An 18,386-nucleotide genomic window follows, 5' to 3' on the forward strand; every position below is an offset into this window, starting at 1 on the left:
ACAAAGGCGGAATGTTTTTGCTTACTCGCAGCGAATACCGTCGCGCCGAGAAACATCGGGCTGATTTTCGAGATACGCGAGAGAAATTTCCTCGATCTGTCCGTGCTTCGCGTAAACCCGGATCGGGCGTCGGCGCGCGAAAGGGCTAACCTGAATGCCTCGACAGCCAACCCGATTGCAGCCGATGAAGCTCTTTTACTGGCCGAAGACGCGCGCCTTTCGCGCGCTGTGGATGCTCGAAGAAATGCGCGTGCCGTATCAACTGGAGTTCGTGAACATCCGAGCCGGCGCGCAGAACGATCCGAACTTCTGCCGCGTCAATCCGATGTCGAAGCTGCCCGCGCTGGAAGACGGCAGCGTGCGCGTGGCCGAATCGGGCGCGGTGCTGCTGTATCTGGCGGATCGCTATCCGGAAACGACGCTCGGCGTGCCGCTGCACGATCCGTCGCGCGGGCGCTTTCTGCAGTGGATGTTTTTCACCGGTTCGTGTCTCGAACCCGCGATGGCCGAACGCGTGACCGGCGCGCAAGGCAACACGGTGAGTTTCGGATGGGGCGATCTCGCGCGCGTCGAGCACGCGATCGAAAACGCGCTGGAAGAGGGGCCGTGGCTGCTCGGCGAGCAATTCACCGCCGCGGACATTCTCGCGGCGAGCACGCTGCAGATCGCGTTCAGGGCGAAGCTGATCGAGCCGCAGGGCGTGCTTTTCGATTACGTCGAACGCGCGCTCGGGCGCGAGGGCTACGAGCGCGCGTCAGCGATCGATCATCGCGAGGCCGAGCGGCTGGCGCTGAACAGCCACGCGGGCGTCGTGCATTCGTCGAGCGAGAGTTAGGGAAACGCGCGCGGCTTGGGAATGCCCGCGCCGGCTTCGATATCCGACACCGCGCGCCGATGCGCCAGCTCGACGGCTTCGGCGCGATCGGCGAGACCGTCGTCGCCGCCGACGGTCGTCCACGTCTGCACCGCCTTGTCGTGATGACGGATCTCGTACTCCGCGTCCCAGCGCGAGCCCTGCAGCTCGACCGGCCTCACGTGGATGGCGTAGACGCCATAAAGGAAGATCTGCTCCGGCATGTTGTCCTCCGATGCGGCCATGCAGCGTGGCTACAACTCGATTTCCCCGAGGATGCGGTGCGCGAGCGCGCGCGCTTCGTTGAGCGCTTCTTCTTCGTTGCCCGACGCGGCTTCCACTTCGTAGAGCGTCGCTTCGGTATCTTCGCCGTCGTCGCGTGCGAGCGAGACGAGGCCCTGGTACTGACCGCCGTCGATGGCGCGCACGCCGATCGTCGCGGTGTAGATGCCTTTCGTGTAGGTGGTGTCTTCCATGATGGATTCGCCTCCAGGCAAGGACGAATCCATGCTAGCACGCTGATATGTAACGCGTGCGACGCTTATTTCAGCAACGCCTCGACCTCATCCAGCGACGGCGAATGCGCGCCCGAATGACGGCACGCCGCCGCGCCCGCCGCGAGCGCGAACTTCAGATGTTCGGGCCATTCGCCGTGACGCGCCATCAAGCTATAGAGCAATCCGCCGATGGACGCATCGCCCGCGCCGACCGTATCGGCCACTTCGACGCTCGGCGGACGCGCGCTGTACTGCTCGTCGCCGGCATAGAGCGTGGCTTCCGACGAGCCGCGCGTGACGAGCACGGTGGCTTGGCGGTTCATCGCGCGGATTTTCGCGAGCGCGTCGGCTTCGGGCATGCCTTTGAACAGCATGTGCAGATCTTCGTCGGACACCTTGATGAGATCGGCGAGGCCCGCCATGTTGCGCAGGATCGGCTCGTAGCCGTGCTCCATCAAATTGCGATAGTTCGGATCGAAGCTGATCTTCACGCCGTGTTCGCGCAACTGACGGGCGAGCGCGGCAAGCGTCGCGCCGAGCGGCTGACGCACGAGGCTGATGCAGCCGAAATGCGCCCACTTCACGCGCTCCATCCAGCCTTGCGGCAGCCGCGACGGATCGAACGCGAGATCAGCGCCGTTCTCGCCCATGAAGTAGTACGTGGGCGGCTGCGTCTTGTGGACGATCGCGAGCAAGGGCGGACGCTCGACGCGCTGCATGAAGCGCATGTCGAGGCCCGAAGCGACGCTCGCGTCCCACAGATCGTCGGAGAAATTGTCCGTGCCGAGCGAGCCGGCGCAGGCCGTCGGCAGGCCGAGCCGCGCGACCGCGCGCGCGACGTTCCAGCCCGCGCCGCCCGGACGCGAAAGCCAGCTCGACACGTCCGTGCGGATCATGTCGGTGAGGATGTCGCCCGCGGAAACGAATTGCGGAAAAGTGGTTTGCTCGCTTGCCATGCTTGTCACCGTTGAGTCGAAGTCGGGGCCAGCGCGTTCAGCACTTCGTAGCACGCGCCCATCGTGTGATAGTCGGTCTTGCCGGCGGGACTTTTCTCGTCGCCGTACTTGCGGTTGTCGCACGTCAGAATGCGATACCACGCGCCGTATTCGTGATCGACGAAGTGCTCCCAGCTATAGCGCCAGAGTTCGTCATAGCAATCCCAGAAACGCTCGCGTCCCGTGCGCGCGCCGAGCAGCGCCGCCGCCGCGAAGCCTTCGGCCTGCACCCAGAAATACTTGTCGTGGTCGCAGATGGTGTCGTCCGGGCCGAAGCCGTAGTAGAGGCCGCCGTGACGGCTGTCCCACGCGCGGTTGAAGCCGGCGTCGAACAGTTCGACGGCGCGCGCCGAGAGCCACGGCAGCGCGCGATGCCGCTCCAGAATCAGCAGCAGCTTCGCCCATTCGATCTGATGACCCGGCTGAAAACCCCACGGACGGAAGATGTTCGAACTGTCCGATTCGTTGTAATGCCAGTCGACCGACCAGTCGCGATGAAAATGCTCCCACACCATGCCGTGCGACAGCTTCGCCTGCCGCAGCGTGATGTTGCCCGCGATCTTTTCCGCGCGATCCAGATAGATGACGTGACCCGTCGCCTCGTAAGCCGCGAGCAGCGCCTCGGTCGCGTGCATGTTCGCGTTCTGCCCGCGATAGTCCGAAAGCCGCCAGTCGGGCGTGGCTTCGTCGGCGTAGAGGCCGGCGTCGGCGTCCCAGAAACGCTTTTCCATCAGCGCGAAGGTTTCGTCGATCATCGGCCTGGCTTCGTCGATGCCCGCCATCGCCGCGTGCGCGCATGCGAGCAGCACGAACGCCGTGCCGTAGCAGTGGCGCGTGCCGTCGAGCGTGCGCTTCTGGCCGTCGTGCCACTCGATTTCCCAGTCGTAACCTTCGTTCGCGGCGTCCCAGTGGGCGTCGCGCAGGAATCTGAACGCGTGATGCGCGTCGTCCCGATAGCGCGCGTCGCCGAAGTGGCGGAAGGCCATCGCGTAGTTGAAGACGAAGCGCGTGCTGCTGACGAGATGGCGCGTCGTGCGGTTATAGACGCTGCCGTCGTCCTTGAAGAAATGAAAGAAACCGCCGGACGGATCGCGCGCGTTCGGCGCGTAGAACGCGAGCGTGTCGCGTACGTGGGAGAGCAGGAAGTCGCGGCTGCGGAAATCGATCGCGCGTTCTGCTGGCGCCGGTTCCGCGAGGGCAGGTGAGGCGGTCATGTTCATGGCGTGCTGATGTCCTGTTTCGTGCCCGAGCTCGCGCGAGGAACGAAATTGACGGCGACGAGCGTGTCGGCCTGGCTCGGCGGGCTCGATTGATCTTCCAACAGCAATTCGACACCGCGGCGCCCGAGCGCTTCCTTGTCGACGGTCACGGTCGAGAGCGGCGGCGTGCTTTGGGCGGCGGCCGGAATGTCGTCGAAACCGACGAACGCGATGTCGTCCGGCACGCGCAAGCCGTGCGCGAGACAGACGCGCATCGCGGCGAGGGCCGCTGCATCGTTATAGGCGAAAACGGCGTCGGGCAGGGGACCGGATTGCGCGCGGGCTTCCGCGATGAGGCGTTCCATCGCGTCGGCGGCGGCCTGATCGGCGGTCAGGCCCGGCTGCGTCATGACCTCGAGCGTCGGATCGAAAAGCTGGCCGGCATCGAAATATGCTTTCCGATAGCCGAGCGCGCGTTGCGCGATGCTGTAATGCGCGAGCGATCCGCCGATGAACGCGATGCGCCGCCGCCCTTGCGCGAACAGATGCTGCATCGCGAGCGACGCGCCGGTCACATTGTCGATGTTGACGGAGCGGAATCCCGGCGCGCGCAGGTCGATCAGCACGGTGGGCCGCGCGAGCGAATGCAGATGCGCGAGCAGTTCCGGCTCGACGAAACCCGCGACCGCGATAGCGTCCGGCGCGTGCAGGCGCATCTGCTGCGCGAGATCGTGCGTCGGACCGGCCGTGAGCACGGATGGCACGAGCCGCCGCTCGCGGCACGCTTCCTCGAAACCGTTCAGCACATGGGAAAAGAAAGGGCTGACGGCGAAATTGTTGTGCTGCCGATGCAGCAGAAAGGTCACGCGACGAATGCGCGTGCGCAACTGAGCCGAATCGTAGCCGAGTTGCTGCGCCACTTCGACGACGCGCACGCGCGTCGCCTCGGACAAGCCTGGTTGATTCTTGAGCGCGCGCGAAACCGTCCCGATCGAGACGCTTGCCGCGCGCGCGACATCGCGAATGGTGGTGGCCATCGTGGTGTTCTCTGTCTCCGCTTTTCTCGGCTGTTTTCCGCTCAGGCGCGATGTTGCGCGCGCTCGGCCGGTTCACTTGTTCGAGGCGATTGTATAGTAAAAAGTCTCGAACCTACCGTATGCGAAGATTGGAGAAAACCAGTAGGCCGTTGTTATATATGCGATTCCTTGCGAGTTATTTGTTTAGTAAAAATACGGAAACATTACGCCGCGGCTTCGCGGTCGTGAACCGAGCGCTTGTCGGGCGTCCATACGTCGAGGATCAGATCGTCGTCCCAATAGTGGCTTAGCAGCGGCAGACTCATGCGGCCGCGCAGCTTTGCGTGGACTTCGTCGCCGTTCTGAAGCCAGCCTTCGATCGGCCGACGCCAGTGACACGCGACGACCGCGCCGTCATGCGACAAGCTTTGGTGTATATGCTCGACGATGTGCCATAGCTGCGGCTCGTCGAGGTAATAGCCGATCTCGCTGATCACGACGAGATCGAACTTGCCGGTGGGCCAGCAGTCGGGCAGCAGCATCTGCCGGACATCGACGTTCCGATATTCCGCGACGCGTTGCCGCGTGAGCGCGACGGCGTCCTCGGCGATGTCGGTTGCGATCAGCTCGTCGCAGCGTGGCGCGAGCAGCGCCGTCAGTTCGCCGTTGCCGCAGCCTGGCTCGAATGCGCGCGCATAGCGTTCGTGCGGAAGCGAGGCGAGCAGGAGCGCGCGTTTGCGCCGTTCATACCATCGATGCCTGATTTTCCAGGGATCGTCGTTATCTCGATAAAGAGTATCGAAGTACTGCTTAGTATTGTTGTTGGTGTTGTTCATATGAGTACGACTTCGAAAGGCCGTGTAAGCCTTGCCAGCACATGCTCGGGCAGCACTGGCACTTGTCCGGTGGTGGCGTCGGGGTCGAGCTGGCTCCGAAAAGCCTGCACGGCCCGGAGCTTCCGGGCATGCGTGGCGCCGTCGAGCACGATGCGGCGAGCACGGCTCCATGGCACGCGCGTATCGTCCGGCGACGCCCAGTGCCAGGTCCAGAGCGGCACCTCCACACAAGGCAGATCGAGCGCTTGTGCCGCGGACTGAACGGCGCGCCCGGCCGCCTCGTGGTCGGGGTGACCATCATAGCGCCATGTCGTGAAAACTATGTCGCCCGGTTGAAGGTACTCCGACAGGCATCCTGACAAACTCGATTCGATCTGGTCAGGATCGCCGTCCTGGAGCCCGAGCCGGACTACCTGGACCTGACGCAGATGCAGCCGTTGCAGCGCAGCCCTCGTTTCCTGCGGACGTACGCGTGCAAGACGTTCCGGCGGCCATTCGGATGACTTCGGGTGACTTGCCGTGCCGTCCGTTGCGGCGATGATGAGAATGTGCCGGCTGATCTCCGACAGTCGAGCGAGCAGGCCGCCGGTGCCGAGGATTTCATCGTCGGGGTGTGGCGCAACGACGACGGCCCGGCTGCCGAGCGGCACCAGTTCCGCCGGATCGACTTCGGGCAGCGCATTCAGACGCGCCCATCCCTGCCATGCGGCTTCGGGCGTGCCTTCGCCGCGTATGGCGCGGTCAGTGGCCGTTTCGTCGGTAGGCGCTTGCGTGGTCACACTTGCCATGAAATCCCTTCCTCCTCTATGACGTGCTCCGCGAGCGATGCTTCGTCACGCTCGGCGTGGCTTTGTCGAACGAAAACCGGCAGATCGGCCATCAACTGCGCGAAGTGCGCGTCGCGGCACAGCGGGCCGGCGCCCAGCGCGCGGCCCGCGCGCTCCACGACCAGCGTTGCCACATGTTCGGCCGCGAGGCGCGCACGCATCGTCGGCACCATGGCGTCGGCCTGCGGCTCGCGGTCGATGAACGCCGCCGTCTCGCGCAGCAACGCGGCCGTCGCGGATAGCGCCGTATCGATCGCACCGAGATGCGCGAGCTTGTGCGGCCCCGCGCGATGCTTTGTATCGCGCGCGACGAACGCTGCAATGCCCGATGCCGCGCCGAACCAGCACGCGGCAATGCCCGCGCCGCCCTGCCAGAAACCAGGGCGCTCGAGATAACCACGCGGCGGACCGACCAACTGCGCGCGTACTCGCTCGAAGCGCACGTCGACGCTCGCGCTCGCCTCCATGCCGACCGCTTGCCAGCCGGAACCGGTGACTTTCACGCCGTTCTGCCGCAGATCGACGGCGGCGAGAACCGGTTCGTCGCGCTCGTTCCACGCGGTTACGAGCGCATGCGTGACCGATGCCGCTCCGGAGCACCATGCCTTCGTGCCGTCCAGCGCGACGATCTGTGAGCCGGCGTCACCCAGCGCCAACAAGCGCGCACTCGGCGGTTCGGCTGCCCAGACGGCCCACGCGCTGCCGTCGTCGGGTGGCGGGCCGCCCAGTTCGGCGAGGATGGCGAGCGCGTCCGTGTGGCCTTCGTAGAGCTTGACCAAAGAGAGGTCGAAGGCTGCGACCGCGCCCAACGCGCGCCAGCGCTCAGCCGTGTTTCCCCGGCCCGGCAAGGGAAGGCGATCGAGACCCGCGCCGGTCAGCGCATGAAGCGCGCGGCCTGTTTCTTCGGCGTTGCCGCGTTGAAACGGCAACTTGCCGAGAAAGTCGCGCAAGGCGGAGGCCGTCGCATGCTGTTCGACGCAGTTCATCGGTCCATCCGCTGTTTAAGTTTGATGCGTTGTGTCCACATGGCGCGCCGTGTCCGTTTCTGCCCGGTTTGAACAAGAGTGTGGCAAGGGACATGCCCGAGCACCATTCAGCCGAAAGACGTAGGCCAAAGTGCCGGACGCGCGGCAACGCGTTCCGACGAATCGATGTGAAAAGTCAGGCTTTCTGGCTTATGCCGCTTGGCTGAATGGTCGCTTGAGCGTGGCCGGGTTCAAATGACGCAAAAGGCCGCACGCGGCGGCCTTCTGGAAGGGGATCGAATATGGCGAACCAGCGGGCGCCGTTCGCGGACGGGCGTGAATCAGCGGCGGGCGGGCGCTCCGACGGCCTTGTTCTCGCGCGCGGCTTCGGGCGCAGTTTTGCGTGCGCCCCAGCGCTGCGCGAGCACCGCGCACACCATCAATTGAATCTGGTGGAAAAGCATGAGCGGAAGCACGACCGCACCGACCGCGTGCGACGCGAAAATCACCTTCGCCATCGGAATGCCGGAGGCGAGACTCTTCTTCGAACCGCAGAAGATGATCGTGATCTGGTCGGCGCGCGAGAAGCCGAGGCGCTTGGCCGTGAACGCCGTGATGAACAGCGCCGCCGCCAGCAACAGGATATTGACCGCGAGCAGCCCCGCGAGCGTCCCGAGCGAAATCGAATGCCAGATGCCTTCGTTCACGGCTTCGCTGAACGCGACGTACACGACGAGCAGAATCGAGCCCTGATCGACGAACTTGAGCATCGCGCGATGCCTGTCGATCCACTTGCCGATGGCCGGCCGCAGCAATTGCCCGGCAATGAACGGCACGAGCAGTTGCAGCGTGATGTTGCCGACGGTGTGCCACGGCGAGCCGGTCGTCGCGCCGTGATTGCTCACGACGATCCCGACGAGCGCCGGCGTGATGAAAATGCCGAGCAGGCTCGACGCGGACGCGCTGCACACGGCGGCCGGCACGTTGCCCTTTGCCATCGACGTGAACGCAATCGACGACTGCACCGTGGACGGCAGCGTGCACAGAAACAGGATGCCGGTGTAGAGCGCCGGCGTCACGAGCGGCGTCAGCACCGGTTTGAGCGCGAGCCCGAGTAGTGGAAAGAGCGCGAAGGTGCTGAGCAGCACGACGAGATGCAGCCGCCAGTGCGTCGCGCCGGCGATGATCGCCTCGCGGGAAAGCTTCGCGCCATGCAGGAAGAACAAGAGGCCGATGGCGATATCGGTGATCCAGTTGAATGCGACCGCCGCGCCGCCGCGGCAGGGCAGAAAGCTCGCGACGATGACGGTGCCGACGAGCGCCAGCGTGAAGTTGTCGGGAAGAAGTTTGGGCCGTGCCATCAAAGAGTCTCGTACTTGGACACGCCGGCCGCTGGGCGGGGCGTTTTTTGCGTCAAGTCAGGAAAAACCATGATTTTCGCTCGCACCCGATTAAATTGGCAAATTCATTTACTGGATCGATTGATGACACGTCCACATGAAACGACCTGTGCACGAGGCAGGCCGAATGACCGCTACAGCAAAACTCGGGCCGCGCGCGAGCCAATTTCGCGGCTTTCAGATTCTTTTGTCCAGCACATTTGTTCTTCATATGTTTGGTCGTCCGAAATGCTAGGCGGCAGCGAAAAACTCTGACGTAACATGGTGTTACAACCATCGAGCGGGCCTAACACTTTTTGGCTCGACTGCTTTCGCGGCGCGAAATAAATTGTTGAATACACCGGTTGGCGGGTTTATGCATCGCTCGATGCAAGGCCCCGAATGTTCCGACTGCCGCCGGTTGTCCGCCTGAAGCGAAAGTCTCCGCTTTCCATTCACGGACGGAAATATCGGTCGGACGCAGGCTGTTTCGACATGGCGCTCACAGGCATTCGCAACACTACCCGGCTTTTCGCATCCGCAGCGCTTGGCGCGCTCGCGGTGGCGGGTTCGCTCGCGCTTGCCGGGCCGCGCGTCGAGTGGCTGCCGTCGACAGTCCTCACCGATTCCGGCGCCAGCAGGCAATCGCTGCATTACACGCCGGTCGCCGCCAAAGACGGCTTGACGCCCGTTAGCGCCGAAGTGCGTCCGGGCCCGCGGGGCGATCAAACGGTGCCGCTGCGTGGCGCGGGCTCGATTCGCGCCGACATCACGCGCTACAACGAAGAGCGCAGCCTGCCGCGCCCCCCCGGCCGTCCGGCCGACGACGGTCGCGCGCCGACGAACGCGAACTACCGCAACTGAACGCTCCGCAGTCTTCCTGAGCTGACCTCCGTTTCGCCGCGTTCACCGCGCGGAGCGCAAAACTGTTTGCGCGTCTAGCTTCGCTGTCACGATGACGTAATCTCGCCACAGTTGCGCATCGAATTTCCCCCAGACGTTCCGCTCTTTTTTCCGCGCAAGGACAATGCGGCCTGCGCGGGAAAATGTCCGAAATTCTTTATTTCAAACGCCTTTCGACGCTTGGAGAGGCGCGCCGGTACTCGCTGCGCATCTCGCCGGTTGTCGATCCGGCCATCGCGAGCCTGAGGCAAAGCGTCCCTTCCTGCGCGCAGGCGGGGCGGGAAGTATTCGAACCGCTATACCCGCAATAACCAAAAACATTTTTGACCGGAAAAATGGTCCGTAAAGATGGTGCCGCTCCACACGCGATGCCTCTTCGCCCACTAAACCGTTATGCCGGTCAGACGAGGCGAGCGCAACGCAACTCGCCCGCAAAGATTTCAATTTTCGACAAAGAACAGGAGAGTTCATGAAGTCAACCGTCAACCGTGCAATGACTACGGTGAAAACAACGGTCAAGGCCACCGCGGTCGCCGCAGCGATGTTCGGCCTCTTCGCCGCGGGCACGGCGCACGCGCAATCGAGCGTTTCGCTATATGGACAAGTCGACGAATGGGTCGGCGCGCAGAAATTTCCCGGCGGCGATCGCGCCTGGAACGTGAGCGGCGGCGGCATGTCGACGTCGTACTGGGGCTTGAAGGGCGCCGAGGATCTCGGCGGCGGCTACAAGGCCATCTTCACGTTGGAAAGCTTCTTCCGCGCGCAGAACGGTCAGTACGGACGCTTCCAGGGCGACACCTTCTTCGCGCGCAACTCATACGTCGGCATTCAAGGTCCGATCGGCACGTTCACCGCGGGCCGCCTGACGACGCAACTCTTCGTCTCGACGATCCTGTTCAACCCGTTCGTCGATTCGTACGTCTTCTCGCCGATGGTCTATCACGTGTTCCTCGGCGCGGGCACATTCCCGACGTACCGCACGGATCAGGGCGCGATCGGCGATTCGGGCTGGAACAACTCGGTCCAGTACACGTCGCCTGACTTCAACGGTCTGTCGGGCAGCGTGATGTACAGCTTCGGCAACACCGCCGGCGACGGCCGCTCGAAGAAGTACAGCGCGCAGTTCCTGTACTTCCACGGTCCGTTCGCGGCGACGGGCGTCTATCAGTACGTGAACTTCAACAACACCCCGGGCGATCTGACGTCGGTGGACGGCTTCGCTTCGCCGGGCTACAAGAGCCAGAGCGTCGGCCAGTTGGGCGCGTCGTACGACATGAAGTACGTCAAGTTCTTCGCGCAGTACATGTACACGAAGAACGACTACGAAGGCCCCGGCACGTTCCACGTCAACACCGGACAAGGCGGTGTGACGGTTCCGCTCGGCCCGGGCACGGTGATGGCGTCGTATGCGTACTCGCGCAGCAACGGCGGTCTCGATCAGACGCACAAGAGCTGGGCGCTCGGCTACGACTATCCGCTGTCGAAGCGCACCGACGTCTACGCCGCGTACCTGAACGACAAGTACACGGGTATGTCGACGGGCGATACCTTCGGCGTCGGTCTCCGCGCGAAGTTCTAAAGCGTTTCGCATCGAACGAAAACACCGCGCTCAAGGGCGCGGTGTTTTGCTTTCTACGGCACAAAAAATCAGCCGATCGCGAGGCGCGCCTTCGCGTCGTCGTATTCGCGCTTCAGACGCTCGACCAGTTCCGCGACGCTCGGCACGTCCTCCATCAGCCCGACGCCCTGGCCCGCGCCCCAGATTTCCTTCCACGCCTTCGCCTTGCTCGTGCCTTCGGCGAAGTTCATCGCGTTCTTGTCGGAGACGGGCAGCGCATCGGGATCGAGTCCCGCATTGACGATGCTCTCGCGGATGTAGTTGCCATGCACGCCCGTGAAGAGATTCGTGTAGATGATGTCGGCGGCGGTTGCATCGACGATCGCGCGCTTGTATTCCTCGAGCGCGTGCGCTTCCTTCGTCGCGATGAAGCGCGTGCCCATGTAGGCGAGGTCCGCGCCCATCGCTTGCGCCGCGAGGATCGAGCCGCCATTGGCGATCGCGCCCGACAGCACGATCGGGCCGTCGAACATGCGCCGCACTTCGCCGACGAGCGCGAACGGCGACGTCGTCCCCGCGTGACCGCCCGCGCCCGCCGCGACGAGAATGAGGCCGTCGACGCCCGCTTCGAGCGCTTTCTGCGCGTGCCGCAAGTTGATGACGTCGTGCAGCACGATGCCGCCGTACGAATGCACGGCGTCGATCATCTCCTTGACCGGCGCGCGCAGGCTCGTGATGAAGATCGGCACCTCATGCTCGACGCACACGCGCACGTCCTGTTCGAGCCGCGCATTCGACTGATGAACGATCTGATTGACCGCGATCGGCCCGATCACGGCATCGGGATTCGCGGCCTTGTGCGCGGCGAGCTCGCTTTGAATCTGCGTGAGCCATTCGTCGAGCAGTTCGGCGGGACGCGCGTTCAACGCCGGAAAAGAGCCGACGATGCCCGCCTTGCATTGCGCAAGCACGAGCTCGGGATAACTGACGATGAACATCGGCGAGCCGACGACGGGCAAGCTGAGGTGCTGCAAGATGGCGGGCAGAGCCATGGCACGAATCTCCTGAGTGTGTCCGAGCAGCGTTAAACCATTCTAGAGAACTGGCGCGCGATCCGGCACGCACGATCATTTTCCGGAAGGCACGCGTGGCCAGCGAACGATCGTTCGATTATATGCACGACATCGCCGCCGAAACATCCGCCATTTCCCGAAGAAGTATTCGATTTCGGCGTTTCCACGCTCGCCACGGCATCGGCGACTGCGCGAGCGCGCCTACAATGGTCCGCAACGCCACGAACAAGAAAACACAATGTCGTTCAAAGACTACGAGCCGTTTCGCGTCGATGCGGGCGGCGTCGAGATCGCCGGGATGAAAGGCGGCGACGGGCCGCCGCTCTTGCTCCTGCACGGACATCCGCAAACGCACGAGATCTGGCACAAGTGCGCCGGCGAGCTTGCGAAGCACTTCACGGTGATCGCCACCGATCTGCGCGGCTACGGCGCGTCGGGAAAGCCGGAAAGCGACACGCATCACACGCCGTATTCGAAGCGCGCGATGGCCGGCGATCAGGTCGCGGTCATGCGTCACTTCGGCTTCGAACAGTTTCTCGTCTGCGCGCACGATCGCGGCGCGCGGGTCGCGCATCGCATGGCGATGGATTTCCCCGACGCCGTCGATCGTCTGATGCTGCTCGACATCGCGCCGACGCTCGCGATGTACGACGCTACCGACCGCGAATTCGCGACTGCAAACTTCCACTGGTTCATGCTGATCCAGCCGTCGCCGCTGCCGGAATTGCTGATCGGCGGCAACCCGGACGCATATATCGATCGGCTATTGGGCAGTGGCCAAGCGGGATTTGCGCCCTTCGCGCCGCATGCGTTGCGGGCGTATCGCGACGCGTTTGCCGCGCCGGGTGCGATCTTCGCGACGTGCGAGGACTATCGCGCGTCGGCGGGCATCGACCTCGAACACGAACGCGCCGATCTCGAACGCGGCATGAAGATCGCCTGTCCGCTACGCGTGCTGTGGGGCGAGCAAGGCGTCATCGGACGGCGCTTCGACGCGCTCGACGAATGGCGGCGCGTCGCACGCGACGTGAGCGGCCGCGCGCTGCCGTGCGGGCACTACATTCCCGAGGAACAGCCCGACATGCTGCTCGCGGAAATGCTCGCGTTCTTCGAGGCAGATGCGCCCTGAAACCCGCGCCGGCATTGGGCTTTACGTGAATTCAGGTGTCGTTACAATTTTGTAGGGAAAGCACCGATGCACGTGAAATAGTGTCGCGATACGATACTTGGGACGTTGATCACGTCCATATGATTCTGCCGCTTGCCGTAGCTGACAAGCGGCTTTCTTTTTGTGCACTCGGGCGGTTCAGGCCACCGACACGGTTTCGCCGCTCACGTTCACCGAGCCGCCGCGCGCCAGTTCCCCGACGATTTTCTCGACGAGCGTATGACATTCGCCCGATGGCGCGAGCGCATCGGCGGCGGCGCGCATCGCGCGGGCGTCTTGCGTCATCGTGACGAGCGCATCGAGCGTCATCGTGCGCACTTCCATCAACTTGAAGACGATCAGCACCTTGAGCGCGTTCTTCGCGTTGCGCGCGGGATCGGCCTGCAAGTAATCGAGTCGCGACGAAGCGACCTCGAGCGCGCGCGCAACGTCCGTGAACGGCGCGCCGTGGCCGGGAATCACGATATCGACGTCGAGCGTCGATATGAGTTCGAGCACCGCGCGTTCTTCCGCGAAACCGCTGTCGCCTTCGAGTTCGGGAAAGATCACGCCGAAGCCGTTTTCCCACAACGCGTCCGCGCTGATGAGCACGCGCGTCTCGGGGCAATGGAGCATCAGCGAATGCGGATCGTGGCCCGGCGCGCCGAGCACGTTCCAGTCGAAGCCGCCGAGCGCGAGCGTCCCGCCGTGCGCGATCGTGCCCGTGAAATCGAAGCGATCGCAGCGCTGGCCGGTCGCGCGAAACGTGAGCGCGTCTTCGTCCCATGCGCGCACGGCGTGCGCTTCGCTTGCGGGAATCAGCGTGTCGCAGGCGTACGTGCGCTGGAGCAGCGCGTTGCCGCCGCAATGATCCGAATGCAGATGCGTGTTGACGATCAGATCGAGCTTGCGCGCGCCGAGCTTTTGTTTGACCAGCGCGAGCGTTTGCGGCGCGTGGGATACATAGCCCGTGTCGACGATCGCGGTGCCTTCGGCGCTTCTGAACAGCACGTTGTTCGACGAGAGCCAGCCGCGCTCGATGACCGTCATCGACTCCGGCAGCGTTCTCACGCGCGTGTCTCCAGCGGCATCACGACGATGGTCGCCGTCGCCTTCATCACCGTTTCGCCGAGCTGATTGCGCGCGTCGCCTTCCAGCTTCACGAGATCCCCGTTCAGACTCGCTTTCCACTTCGCTTCGGTCACGCGCCAGGACATCGCGAGCACGTCGTTCGCCTTCACCGCGCGCGTCAGCCTGATGCCGAATTCGAGTCCGAGCGGCTGCGCGTATTGCGAGAAGTGCGTGGCGAGCATCGCCATCAGATGCGCGGTCGGCTGCGTGCCCGATGCGATCAGCGCACCGAAACGGCTTGCGCGCGCGTAGGCGTCGTCGTGATGCAGCGGGTTGAGATCGTTGACGACCGTCGCGAAGTGCTTGATCGAATCGGGCGGCAGCGCGAGCGTCGCGTCGAACGATTCGCCGAGCGTCACCACGCGCGCGCCCTGACGACGGCTCTCGACGCGCGCGAGCACCGCGCGTTTCGCCTCATCGTCATGGGACGACCACGCGGCGATTTCGTCGATGTTGCGAAAGCAGCCGTCGCAGAAACCGGTCTCCGGATTCATGCGGCATACATCGACGCACGGCGACGCAACGTCCGTCACATTCGTCACGATTCCGCCGTCTCGCGCAACGCGACGTCCGCGACCGGCGCGCCCGTCAGCTCGATCAATTCCTGCGGCGACAGATTGAACACCGCGTGCGGATGCCCGGCCGCCGCCCACAGGCTGTCGAGCGCGAGCAGGTCTTCGTCGATGAGCGTGACCGGCGTGACCGCATGGCCGATCGGGCACACGCCGCCGATCGCGTAGCCGGTCTTCTCGCGCACGAACTTCGCGTCCGCGCGCGCCAGAGCGCCGACGCGCGCCGCGACCTTCGCTTCATCGACGCGATTCGCGCCGCTCGCGATCACGAGCACGGGCGCGTCGTCTTCCTTGCGGCGAAACAGAATCGACTTGGCGATCTGCGCGACCTCGCAGCCGAGGCCGGCCGCCGCTTCCGCCGATGTCTTGCCGGTTTCCGGCAGCATCACGACGTCATGCGGATGGCCGCGTTCCTTCAACAAAAGCGCGACGCGGCGCGCGGAATCGGGCAATTGATCGATCATCTTTGTCCTTTGTTGTTCAGACGCAGGCGGCGGCGCCGTCGCGTTTCTTCGTGAAGATCGCCTTTCCTGCACGCGACGAACTCGGCTTGCCGATCGCGCGCGAAATGAAATCGCCGATATCGACGAGCTGATCCAGATCGACGCCGGTCTCGATGCCGAGCCCGTTCATCAGATACACGACGTCTTCGGTCGCGACATTCCCGGTCGCGCCCTTCGCATATGGACAGCCGCCGAGCCCCGCCACCGACGCGTGGAAGATCTCGATGCCTTCGAGCAGCGCCGCATAAATGTTGCCGATGGCTTGCCCGTACGTGTCGTGGAAATGTCCGGAAAGGCGCTCGCGCGGAAACGCTTTCTGCGCTGCCGCGAGCACTTCGCGCGTGCGTTTGGGCGTGCCGACGCCGATGGTATCGGCGATATCGATCTCGTCGCAGCCGAGCGCTTTCATGCGTTCGACGACATCCACGACCGATTCGATGCTCACTTCGCCCTGATACGGACAGCCGAGCGCGCACGAGATGGATCCGCGCAGCCGCATGCCGGCGTCCTTCGCGGCTTTCGCGACCGGCTCGAAGCGCGCGATGCTCTCCGCGATGCTGCAATTGATGTTCTTCTGCGAGAACGCCTCGCTCGCCGCGCCGAAGATCACGATTTCATCGGCTTTGGCTTCGAGCGCGCCTTCGAAGCCGCGCATGTTCGGCGTGAGCACGGAGTAGATCGTGCCCGGACGGCGCTCGATGCCGGCCATGAGTGCGGCGGCGTCGGACATTTGCGGCACCCATTTCGGCGACACGAACGATGTCGATTCCACGTTCACGATGCCCGCCCGCGCGAGCCGGTTCACGAGCTCGATCTTGGTTTCGGTGGGCACGAATTCCTTTTCGTTCTGCAGGCCGTCGCGCGGCCCGACTTCGACGATTTTCACTTTTGACGGAATCATGTCTCTGTCTCCTTTCGATGTGGTCTCAGTACCCGCGCTTGAAATCGACGATGCCGCTGATCGGCTCGCCGCGCGCGAGCGCTTTGATCTTGCCGGCGATCTGCACGATGCTTTCCTCGCGCAGCGTTTCCGCCGAAATATGCGGCGTCACCGACACGCGCGGATGCGTCCAGAACGGATGTTCCTGCGGCAGCGGCTCGGTGTGGAAGACATCGAGCGTCGCGGCGGCGATCTGGCCGCTGTCGAGCGCGGCGATGAGATCGGCATCGACGAGATGCGGGCCGCGCGCCACGTTCACCAGATACGCGCCGCGCGCGAGCTTGCCGAACGTGCGCGCGTTCAGAATGCCTTCGGTGTCCGGCGTGTGCGGCAACAGATTGATGAGCACTTTTACGCCGTCGAGAAACGCGTCGAATTCGTCCGCGCCCGCGTGAACGTGGACGCCTTCGATCGTCTTCGGCGTGCGGCTGTATCCGCGCACGGGCACGCCGAGTTTCAGCAAACCCTTCGCGACTTCCGCGCCGAGCACGCCGAGCCCGAGCACGCCGACAGTGAACGATTCGCGCGCGTGCTGCGGCAGTTTTTCCCAGCGGCCTTCGCGTTGCAGCGCGTCGTATTCGTCGAAGCGGCGCAGGTAGCGCAGCACGCAGTACGTCGCGTATTCGACCATCTGCTGCGCCATGCCGGTGTCTTCGAGACGCACGAGCTTCGCGTTCGGCGGCAGCGTGCCGGGTTCGCGGCGCTCGACATCGAGAATCGCATCGACGCCCGCGCCGAGATTGAACACGGCCTGAAGATCGGGACGATTCGCGAAGAGCTCGCGCGGCGCGCGCCACACGATCGCGTAGTCGGCGCTCGCGGTGTCGCCCGGCTCCCATACGCGCAGGTCCGCATCGGGCAACTCGCGTTTCAGGCCGCCGAGCCACGCGTCGATATCGGCGCCCTTCTCGTAGAAGATGATTTTCATGGCCGCGTCCGTTTTCCGTTTAGTTCGCGTGCTTGTGTCCGCAACCGCGTTCGGCTTCCTGCGCGCCGGCGTTCTGCGCGGCTTCCGCGCGCATGCCGAGGCGCTCGATCAGCTTGCGGTCGGCTTCGGCTTGCGGGTTGCTCGTCGTCAGAAGCTGATCGCCGTAGAAGATCGAGTTTGCGCCCGCCGCGAAGCACAGCGCCTGCAACGCTTCATCCATCTGCTCGCGTCCGGCGGACAGACGCACCATCGCCTTCGGCATCGTGATGCGCGCGACCGCGATCGTCCTCACGAACTCGAACGGATCGAGCGCGTCGACGCCGGTGAGCGGCGTGCCCGCGACCTGCACGAGATTGTTGATCGGCACCGATTCCGGATACGGCTCCATGTTCGCGAGCTGCGAGATCAGTCCCGCGCGTTCGCGTCGCGATTCGCCCATGCCGACGATCCCGCCACAGCACACGTTGATGCCCGCGTCGCGAACGTGTTCGAGCGTATCGAGGCGATCCTGATACGTGCGCGTCGAAATGATCTGGCCGTAGAACTCCGGCGACGTGTCGAGATTGTGGTTGTAGTAATCGAGGCCGGCGTCGCGCAAGCCTTGCGCCTGATGCGCTTCGAGCATGCCGAGCGTCACGCAGGTTTCGAGGCCCATCGCCTTCACGCCGCGAATCATGTCCTTGATCGGCTCGAGATGGCGATCCTTCGGATTGCGCCACGCCGCGCCCATGCAAAAGCGCGTCGCACCGTTCGACTTCGCGACTTCGGCTGCCTTCAGGACTTCATCGACGTCCATCAGCTTTTCGGCCTTGAGGCCGGTGTCGTGATGCACCGACTGCGGACAGTACGCGCAATCTTCCTCGCAGCCGCCCGTCTTGATCGACAGCAGCGTGGACAACTGCACCGCGTTCGGATCGAAGTGTTCGCGATGCACGGTCTGCGCGCGGAAGAGCAGATCGTTGAACGGCAGTTCGTACAGCGCGACGACATCGGCGACGCGCCAGCGCTGCATCGGTTGCGGCGTGGTTTTCGAGGTGGTCTCAGTGGCGATTTGCTGTGTCATG

Annotated in this window: 20 protein-coding genes; 4 read left to right on the plus strand and 16 right to left on the minus strand. The window is 64.0% G+C overall.

The window, feature by feature from the left end; all coding sequences use genetic code 11:
* Window positions 1–184 precede the first annotated feature (184 nt).
* On the plus strand, window positions 185–835 hold the full coding sequence (locus NCS00_RS00925) for a glutathione S-transferase family protein (RefSeq protein ID WP_034470349.1): 651 nt from the start codon (window positions 185–187) through the stop codon (window positions 833–835).
* Here the strand turns inward: NCS00_RS00925 and NCS00_RS00930 are convergent.
* From NCS00_RS00930 to NCS00_RS00970, 9 genes are all read right to left on the minus strand, one after another.
* Complete coding sequence (locus NCS00_RS00930; protein WP_008351976.1) at window positions 832–1,077, minus strand: hypothetical protein; 246 nt, start codon at window positions 1,075–1,077, stop codon at window positions 832–834. The two genes, NCS00_RS00925 and NCS00_RS00930, sit on opposite strands and share 4 nt — an antisense overlap.
* A 30-nt stretch (window positions 1,078–1,107) precedes the next feature.
* A complete protein-coding gene (locus tag NCS00_RS00935; RefSeq protein WP_008351974.1) occupies window positions 1,108–1,329 on the minus strand; it encodes a hypothetical protein in 222 nt (73 codons plus the stop codon).
* Between the two features lie 65 nt (window positions 1,330–1,394).
* Window positions 1,395–2,306: a carbohydrate kinase family protein gene (locus NCS00_RS00940; protein ID WP_008351973.1), complete on the minus strand. Its 912-nt coding sequence runs from the start codon at window positions 2,304–2,306 to the stop codon at window positions 1,395–1,397.
* Window positions 2,307–2,311: 5 nt separating this feature from the next.
* The gene (locus NCS00_RS00945; protein ID WP_034470352.1) at window positions 2,312–3,565 is read right to left on the minus strand and encodes an AGE family epimerase/isomerase; all 1,254 of its coding nucleotides are present in this window, start codon (window positions 3,563–3,565) and stop codon (window positions 2,312–2,314) included.
* Window positions 3,562–4,581 carry a LacI family DNA-binding transcriptional regulator gene (locus NCS00_RS00950; protein WP_008351968.1) on the minus strand — a complete coding sequence of 340 codons (1,020 nt, stop codon included), beginning with the start codon at window positions 4,579–4,581 and terminating at the stop codon, window positions 3,562–3,564. Before NCS00_RS00950 ends, NCS00_RS00945 begins: the two co-directional genes overlap by 4 nt.
* A gap of 203 nt (window positions 4,582–4,784) precedes the next feature.
* Window positions 4,785–5,396: a class I SAM-dependent methyltransferase gene (locus NCS00_RS00955; RefSeq protein ID WP_034470354.1), complete on the minus strand. Its 612-nt coding sequence runs from the start codon at window positions 5,394–5,396 to the stop codon at window positions 4,785–4,787.
* Window positions 5,393–6,184 (minus strand): PIG-L deacetylase family protein, encoded by a 792-nt coding sequence (locus tag NCS00_RS00960; RefSeq protein WP_250438822.1) that lies wholly within the window; start codon window positions 6,182–6,184, stop codon window positions 5,393–5,395. Before NCS00_RS00960 ends, NCS00_RS00955 begins: the two co-directional genes overlap by 4 nt.
* On the minus strand, window positions 6,172–7,209 hold the full coding sequence (locus NCS00_RS00965) for an acyl-CoA dehydrogenase family protein (protein ID WP_034470360.1): 1,038 nt from the start codon (window positions 7,207–7,209) through the stop codon (window positions 6,172–6,174). The genes NCS00_RS00960 and NCS00_RS00965 overlap by 13 nt, the downstream gene beginning before the upstream one ends.
* Before the next feature lie 320 nt (window positions 7,210–7,529).
* Complete coding sequence (locus tag NCS00_RS00970; protein ID WP_033536558.1) at window positions 7,530–8,549, minus strand: bile acid:sodium symporter family protein; 1,020 nt, start codon at window positions 8,547–8,549, stop codon at window positions 7,530–7,532.
* Between the two features lie 513 nt (window positions 8,550–9,062).
* Between NCS00_RS00970 and NCS00_RS00975 the strand changes: the two genes are divergently transcribed.
* Both NCS00_RS00975 and NCS00_RS00980 read left to right on the plus strand, forming a co-directional pair.
* The gene (locus tag NCS00_RS00975) at window positions 9,063–9,431 is read left to right on the plus strand and encodes a hypothetical protein (protein WP_034470363.1); all 369 of its coding nucleotides are present in this window, start codon (window positions 9,063–9,065) and stop codon (window positions 9,429–9,431) included.
* 508 nt (window positions 9,432–9,939) lie between these two features.
* A complete protein-coding gene (locus NCS00_RS00980) occupies window positions 9,940–11,049 on the plus strand; it encodes a porin (RefSeq protein WP_034470364.1) in 1,110 nt (369 codons plus the stop codon).
* Between the two features lie 68 nt (window positions 11,050–11,117).
* Here the strand turns inward: NCS00_RS00980 and NCS00_RS00985 are convergent, their stop codons facing one another.
* The gene (locus NCS00_RS00985) at window positions 11,118–12,080 is read right to left on the minus strand and encodes an NAD(P)H-dependent flavin oxidoreductase (RefSeq protein WP_008351955.1); all 963 of its coding nucleotides are present in this window, start codon (window positions 12,078–12,080) and stop codon (window positions 11,118–11,120) included.
* Window positions 12,081–12,339: 259 nt separating this feature from the next.
* Between NCS00_RS00985 and NCS00_RS00990 the strand changes: the two genes are divergently transcribed.
* Window positions 12,340–13,230: an alpha/beta fold hydrolase gene (locus NCS00_RS00990; RefSeq protein ID WP_250438824.1), complete on the plus strand. Its 891-nt coding sequence runs from the start codon at window positions 12,340–12,342 to the stop codon at window positions 13,228–13,230.
* Window positions 13,231–13,407: 177 nt separating this feature from the next.
* On the opposite strand, the gene NCS00_RS00995 is transcribed toward NCS00_RS00990, so the two are convergent.
* Genes NCS00_RS00995 through bioB form a run of 6 tightly spaced genes read right to left on the minus strand, consistent with a single transcriptional unit; the run spans window position 13,408 to window position 18,385 of the window.
* Window positions 13,408–14,319, minus strand: coding sequence for an MBL fold metallo-hydrolase (locus NCS00_RS00995; RefSeq protein WP_034470370.1), 912 nt, complete (start codon window positions 14,317–14,319; stop codon window positions 13,408–13,410).
* Window positions 14,316–14,873 (minus strand): DUF1289 domain-containing protein, encoded by a 558-nt coding sequence (locus NCS00_RS01000; protein ID WP_239294384.1) that lies wholly within the window; start codon window positions 14,871–14,873, stop codon window positions 14,316–14,318. The genes NCS00_RS00995 and NCS00_RS01000 overlap by 4 nt, the downstream gene beginning before the upstream one ends.
* A 44-nt stretch (window positions 14,874–14,917) precedes the next feature.
* The gene (locus NCS00_RS01005; protein ID WP_008351951.1) at window positions 14,918–15,415 is read right to left on the minus strand and encodes a YbaK/EbsC family protein; all 498 of its coding nucleotides are present in this window, start codon (window positions 15,413–15,415) and stop codon (window positions 14,918–14,920) included.
* Window positions 15,416–15,431: 16 nt separating this feature from the next.
* The gene (locus NCS00_RS01010) at window positions 15,432–16,355 is read right to left on the minus strand and encodes a hydroxymethylglutaryl-CoA lyase (protein ID WP_008351950.1); all 924 of its coding nucleotides are present in this window, start codon (window positions 16,353–16,355) and stop codon (window positions 15,432–15,434) included.
* 25 nt (window positions 16,356–16,380) lie between these two features.
* A complete protein-coding gene (locus tag NCS00_RS01015) occupies window positions 16,381–17,322 on the minus strand; it encodes a 2-hydroxyacid dehydrogenase (RefSeq protein WP_008351949.1) in 942 nt (313 codons plus the stop codon).
* 19 nt (window positions 17,323–17,341) lie between these two features.
* On the minus strand, window positions 17,342–18,385 hold the full coding sequence (gene bioB / locus NCS00_RS01020) for a biotin synthase BioB (protein ID WP_008351947.1): 1,044 nt from the start codon (window positions 18,383–18,385) through the stop codon (window positions 17,342–17,344).
* Window position 18,386: the final 1 nt, after the last annotated feature.

Source organism: Caballeronia sp. AZ1_KS37 (genome assembly GCF_023631165.1).
Lineage (GTDB): Bacteria > Pseudomonadota > Gammaproteobacteria > Burkholderiales > Burkholderiaceae > Caballeronia > Caballeronia zhejiangensis.

Excerpts from the sequence above, each read along its gene's own strand:
- NCS00_RS00925 (WP_034470349.1), top strand. The coding sequence starts at position 185 with ATGAAGCTCTTTTACTGGCCGAAGACGCGCGCCTTTCGCGCGCTGTGG.
- NCS00_RS00930 (WP_008351976.1), bottom strand. The coding sequence starts at position 1,077 with ATGCCGGAGCAGATCTTCCTTTATGGCGTCTACGCCATCCACGTGAGG.
- NCS00_RS00935 (WP_008351974.1), bottom strand. The coding sequence starts at position 1,329 with ATGGAAGACACCACCTACACGAAAGGCATCTACACCGCGACGATCGGC.
- NCS00_RS00940 (WP_008351973.1), bottom strand. The coding sequence starts at position 2,306 with ATGGCAAGCGAGCAAACCACTTTTCCGCAATTCGTTTCCGCGGGCGAC.
- NCS00_RS00945 (WP_034470352.1), bottom strand. The coding sequence starts at position 3,565 with ATGAACATGACCGCCTCACCTGCCCTCGCGGAACCGGCGCCAGCAGAA.
- NCS00_RS00950 (WP_008351968.1), bottom strand. The coding sequence starts at position 4,581 with ATGGCCACCACCATTCGCGATGTCGCGCGCGCGGCAAGCGTCTCGATC.
- NCS00_RS00955 (WP_034470354.1), bottom strand. The coding sequence starts at position 5,396 with ATGAACAACACCAACAACAATACTAAGCAGTACTTCGATACTCTTTAT.
- NCS00_RS00960 (WP_250438822.1), bottom strand. The coding sequence starts at position 6,184 with ATGGCAAGTGTGACCACGCAAGCGCCTACCGACGAAACGGCCACTGAC.
- NCS00_RS00965 (WP_034470360.1), bottom strand. The coding sequence starts at position 7,209 with ATGAACTGCGTCGAACAGCATGCGACGGCCTCCGCCTTGCGCGACTTT.
- NCS00_RS00970 (WP_033536558.1), bottom strand. The coding sequence starts at position 8,549 with ATGGCACGGCCCAAACTTCTTCCCGACAACTTCACGCTGGCGCTCGTC.
- NCS00_RS00975 (WP_034470363.1), top strand. The coding sequence starts at position 9,063 with ATGGCGCTCACAGGCATTCGCAACACTACCCGGCTTTTCGCATCCGCA.
- NCS00_RS00980 (WP_034470364.1), top strand. The coding sequence starts at position 9,940 with ATGAAGTCAACCGTCAACCGTGCAATGACTACGGTGAAAACAACGGTC.
- NCS00_RS00985 (WP_008351955.1), bottom strand. The coding sequence starts at position 12,080 with ATGGCTCTGCCCGCCATCTTGCAGCACCTCAGCTTGCCCGTCGTCGGC.
- NCS00_RS00990 (WP_250438824.1), top strand. The coding sequence starts at position 12,340 with ATGTCGTTCAAAGACTACGAGCCGTTTCGCGTCGATGCGGGCGGCGTC.
- NCS00_RS01000 (WP_239294384.1), bottom strand. The coding sequence starts at position 14,873 with ATGAATCCGGAGACCGGTTTCTGCGACGGCTGCTTTCGCAACATCGAC.
- NCS00_RS01005 (WP_008351951.1), bottom strand. The coding sequence starts at position 15,415 with ATGATCGATCAATTGCCCGATTCCGCGCGCCGCGTCGCGCTTTTGTTG.
- NCS00_RS01010 (WP_008351950.1), bottom strand. The coding sequence starts at position 16,355 with ATGATTCCGTCAAAAGTGAAAATCGTCGAAGTCGGGCCGCGCGACGGC.
- NCS00_RS01015 (WP_008351949.1), bottom strand. The coding sequence starts at position 17,322 with ATGAAAATCATCTTCTACGAGAAGGGCGCCGATATCGACGCGTGGCTC.
- bioB (WP_008351947.1), bottom strand. The coding sequence starts at position 18,385 with ATGACACAGCAAATCGCCACTGAGACCACCTCGAAAACCACGCCGCAA.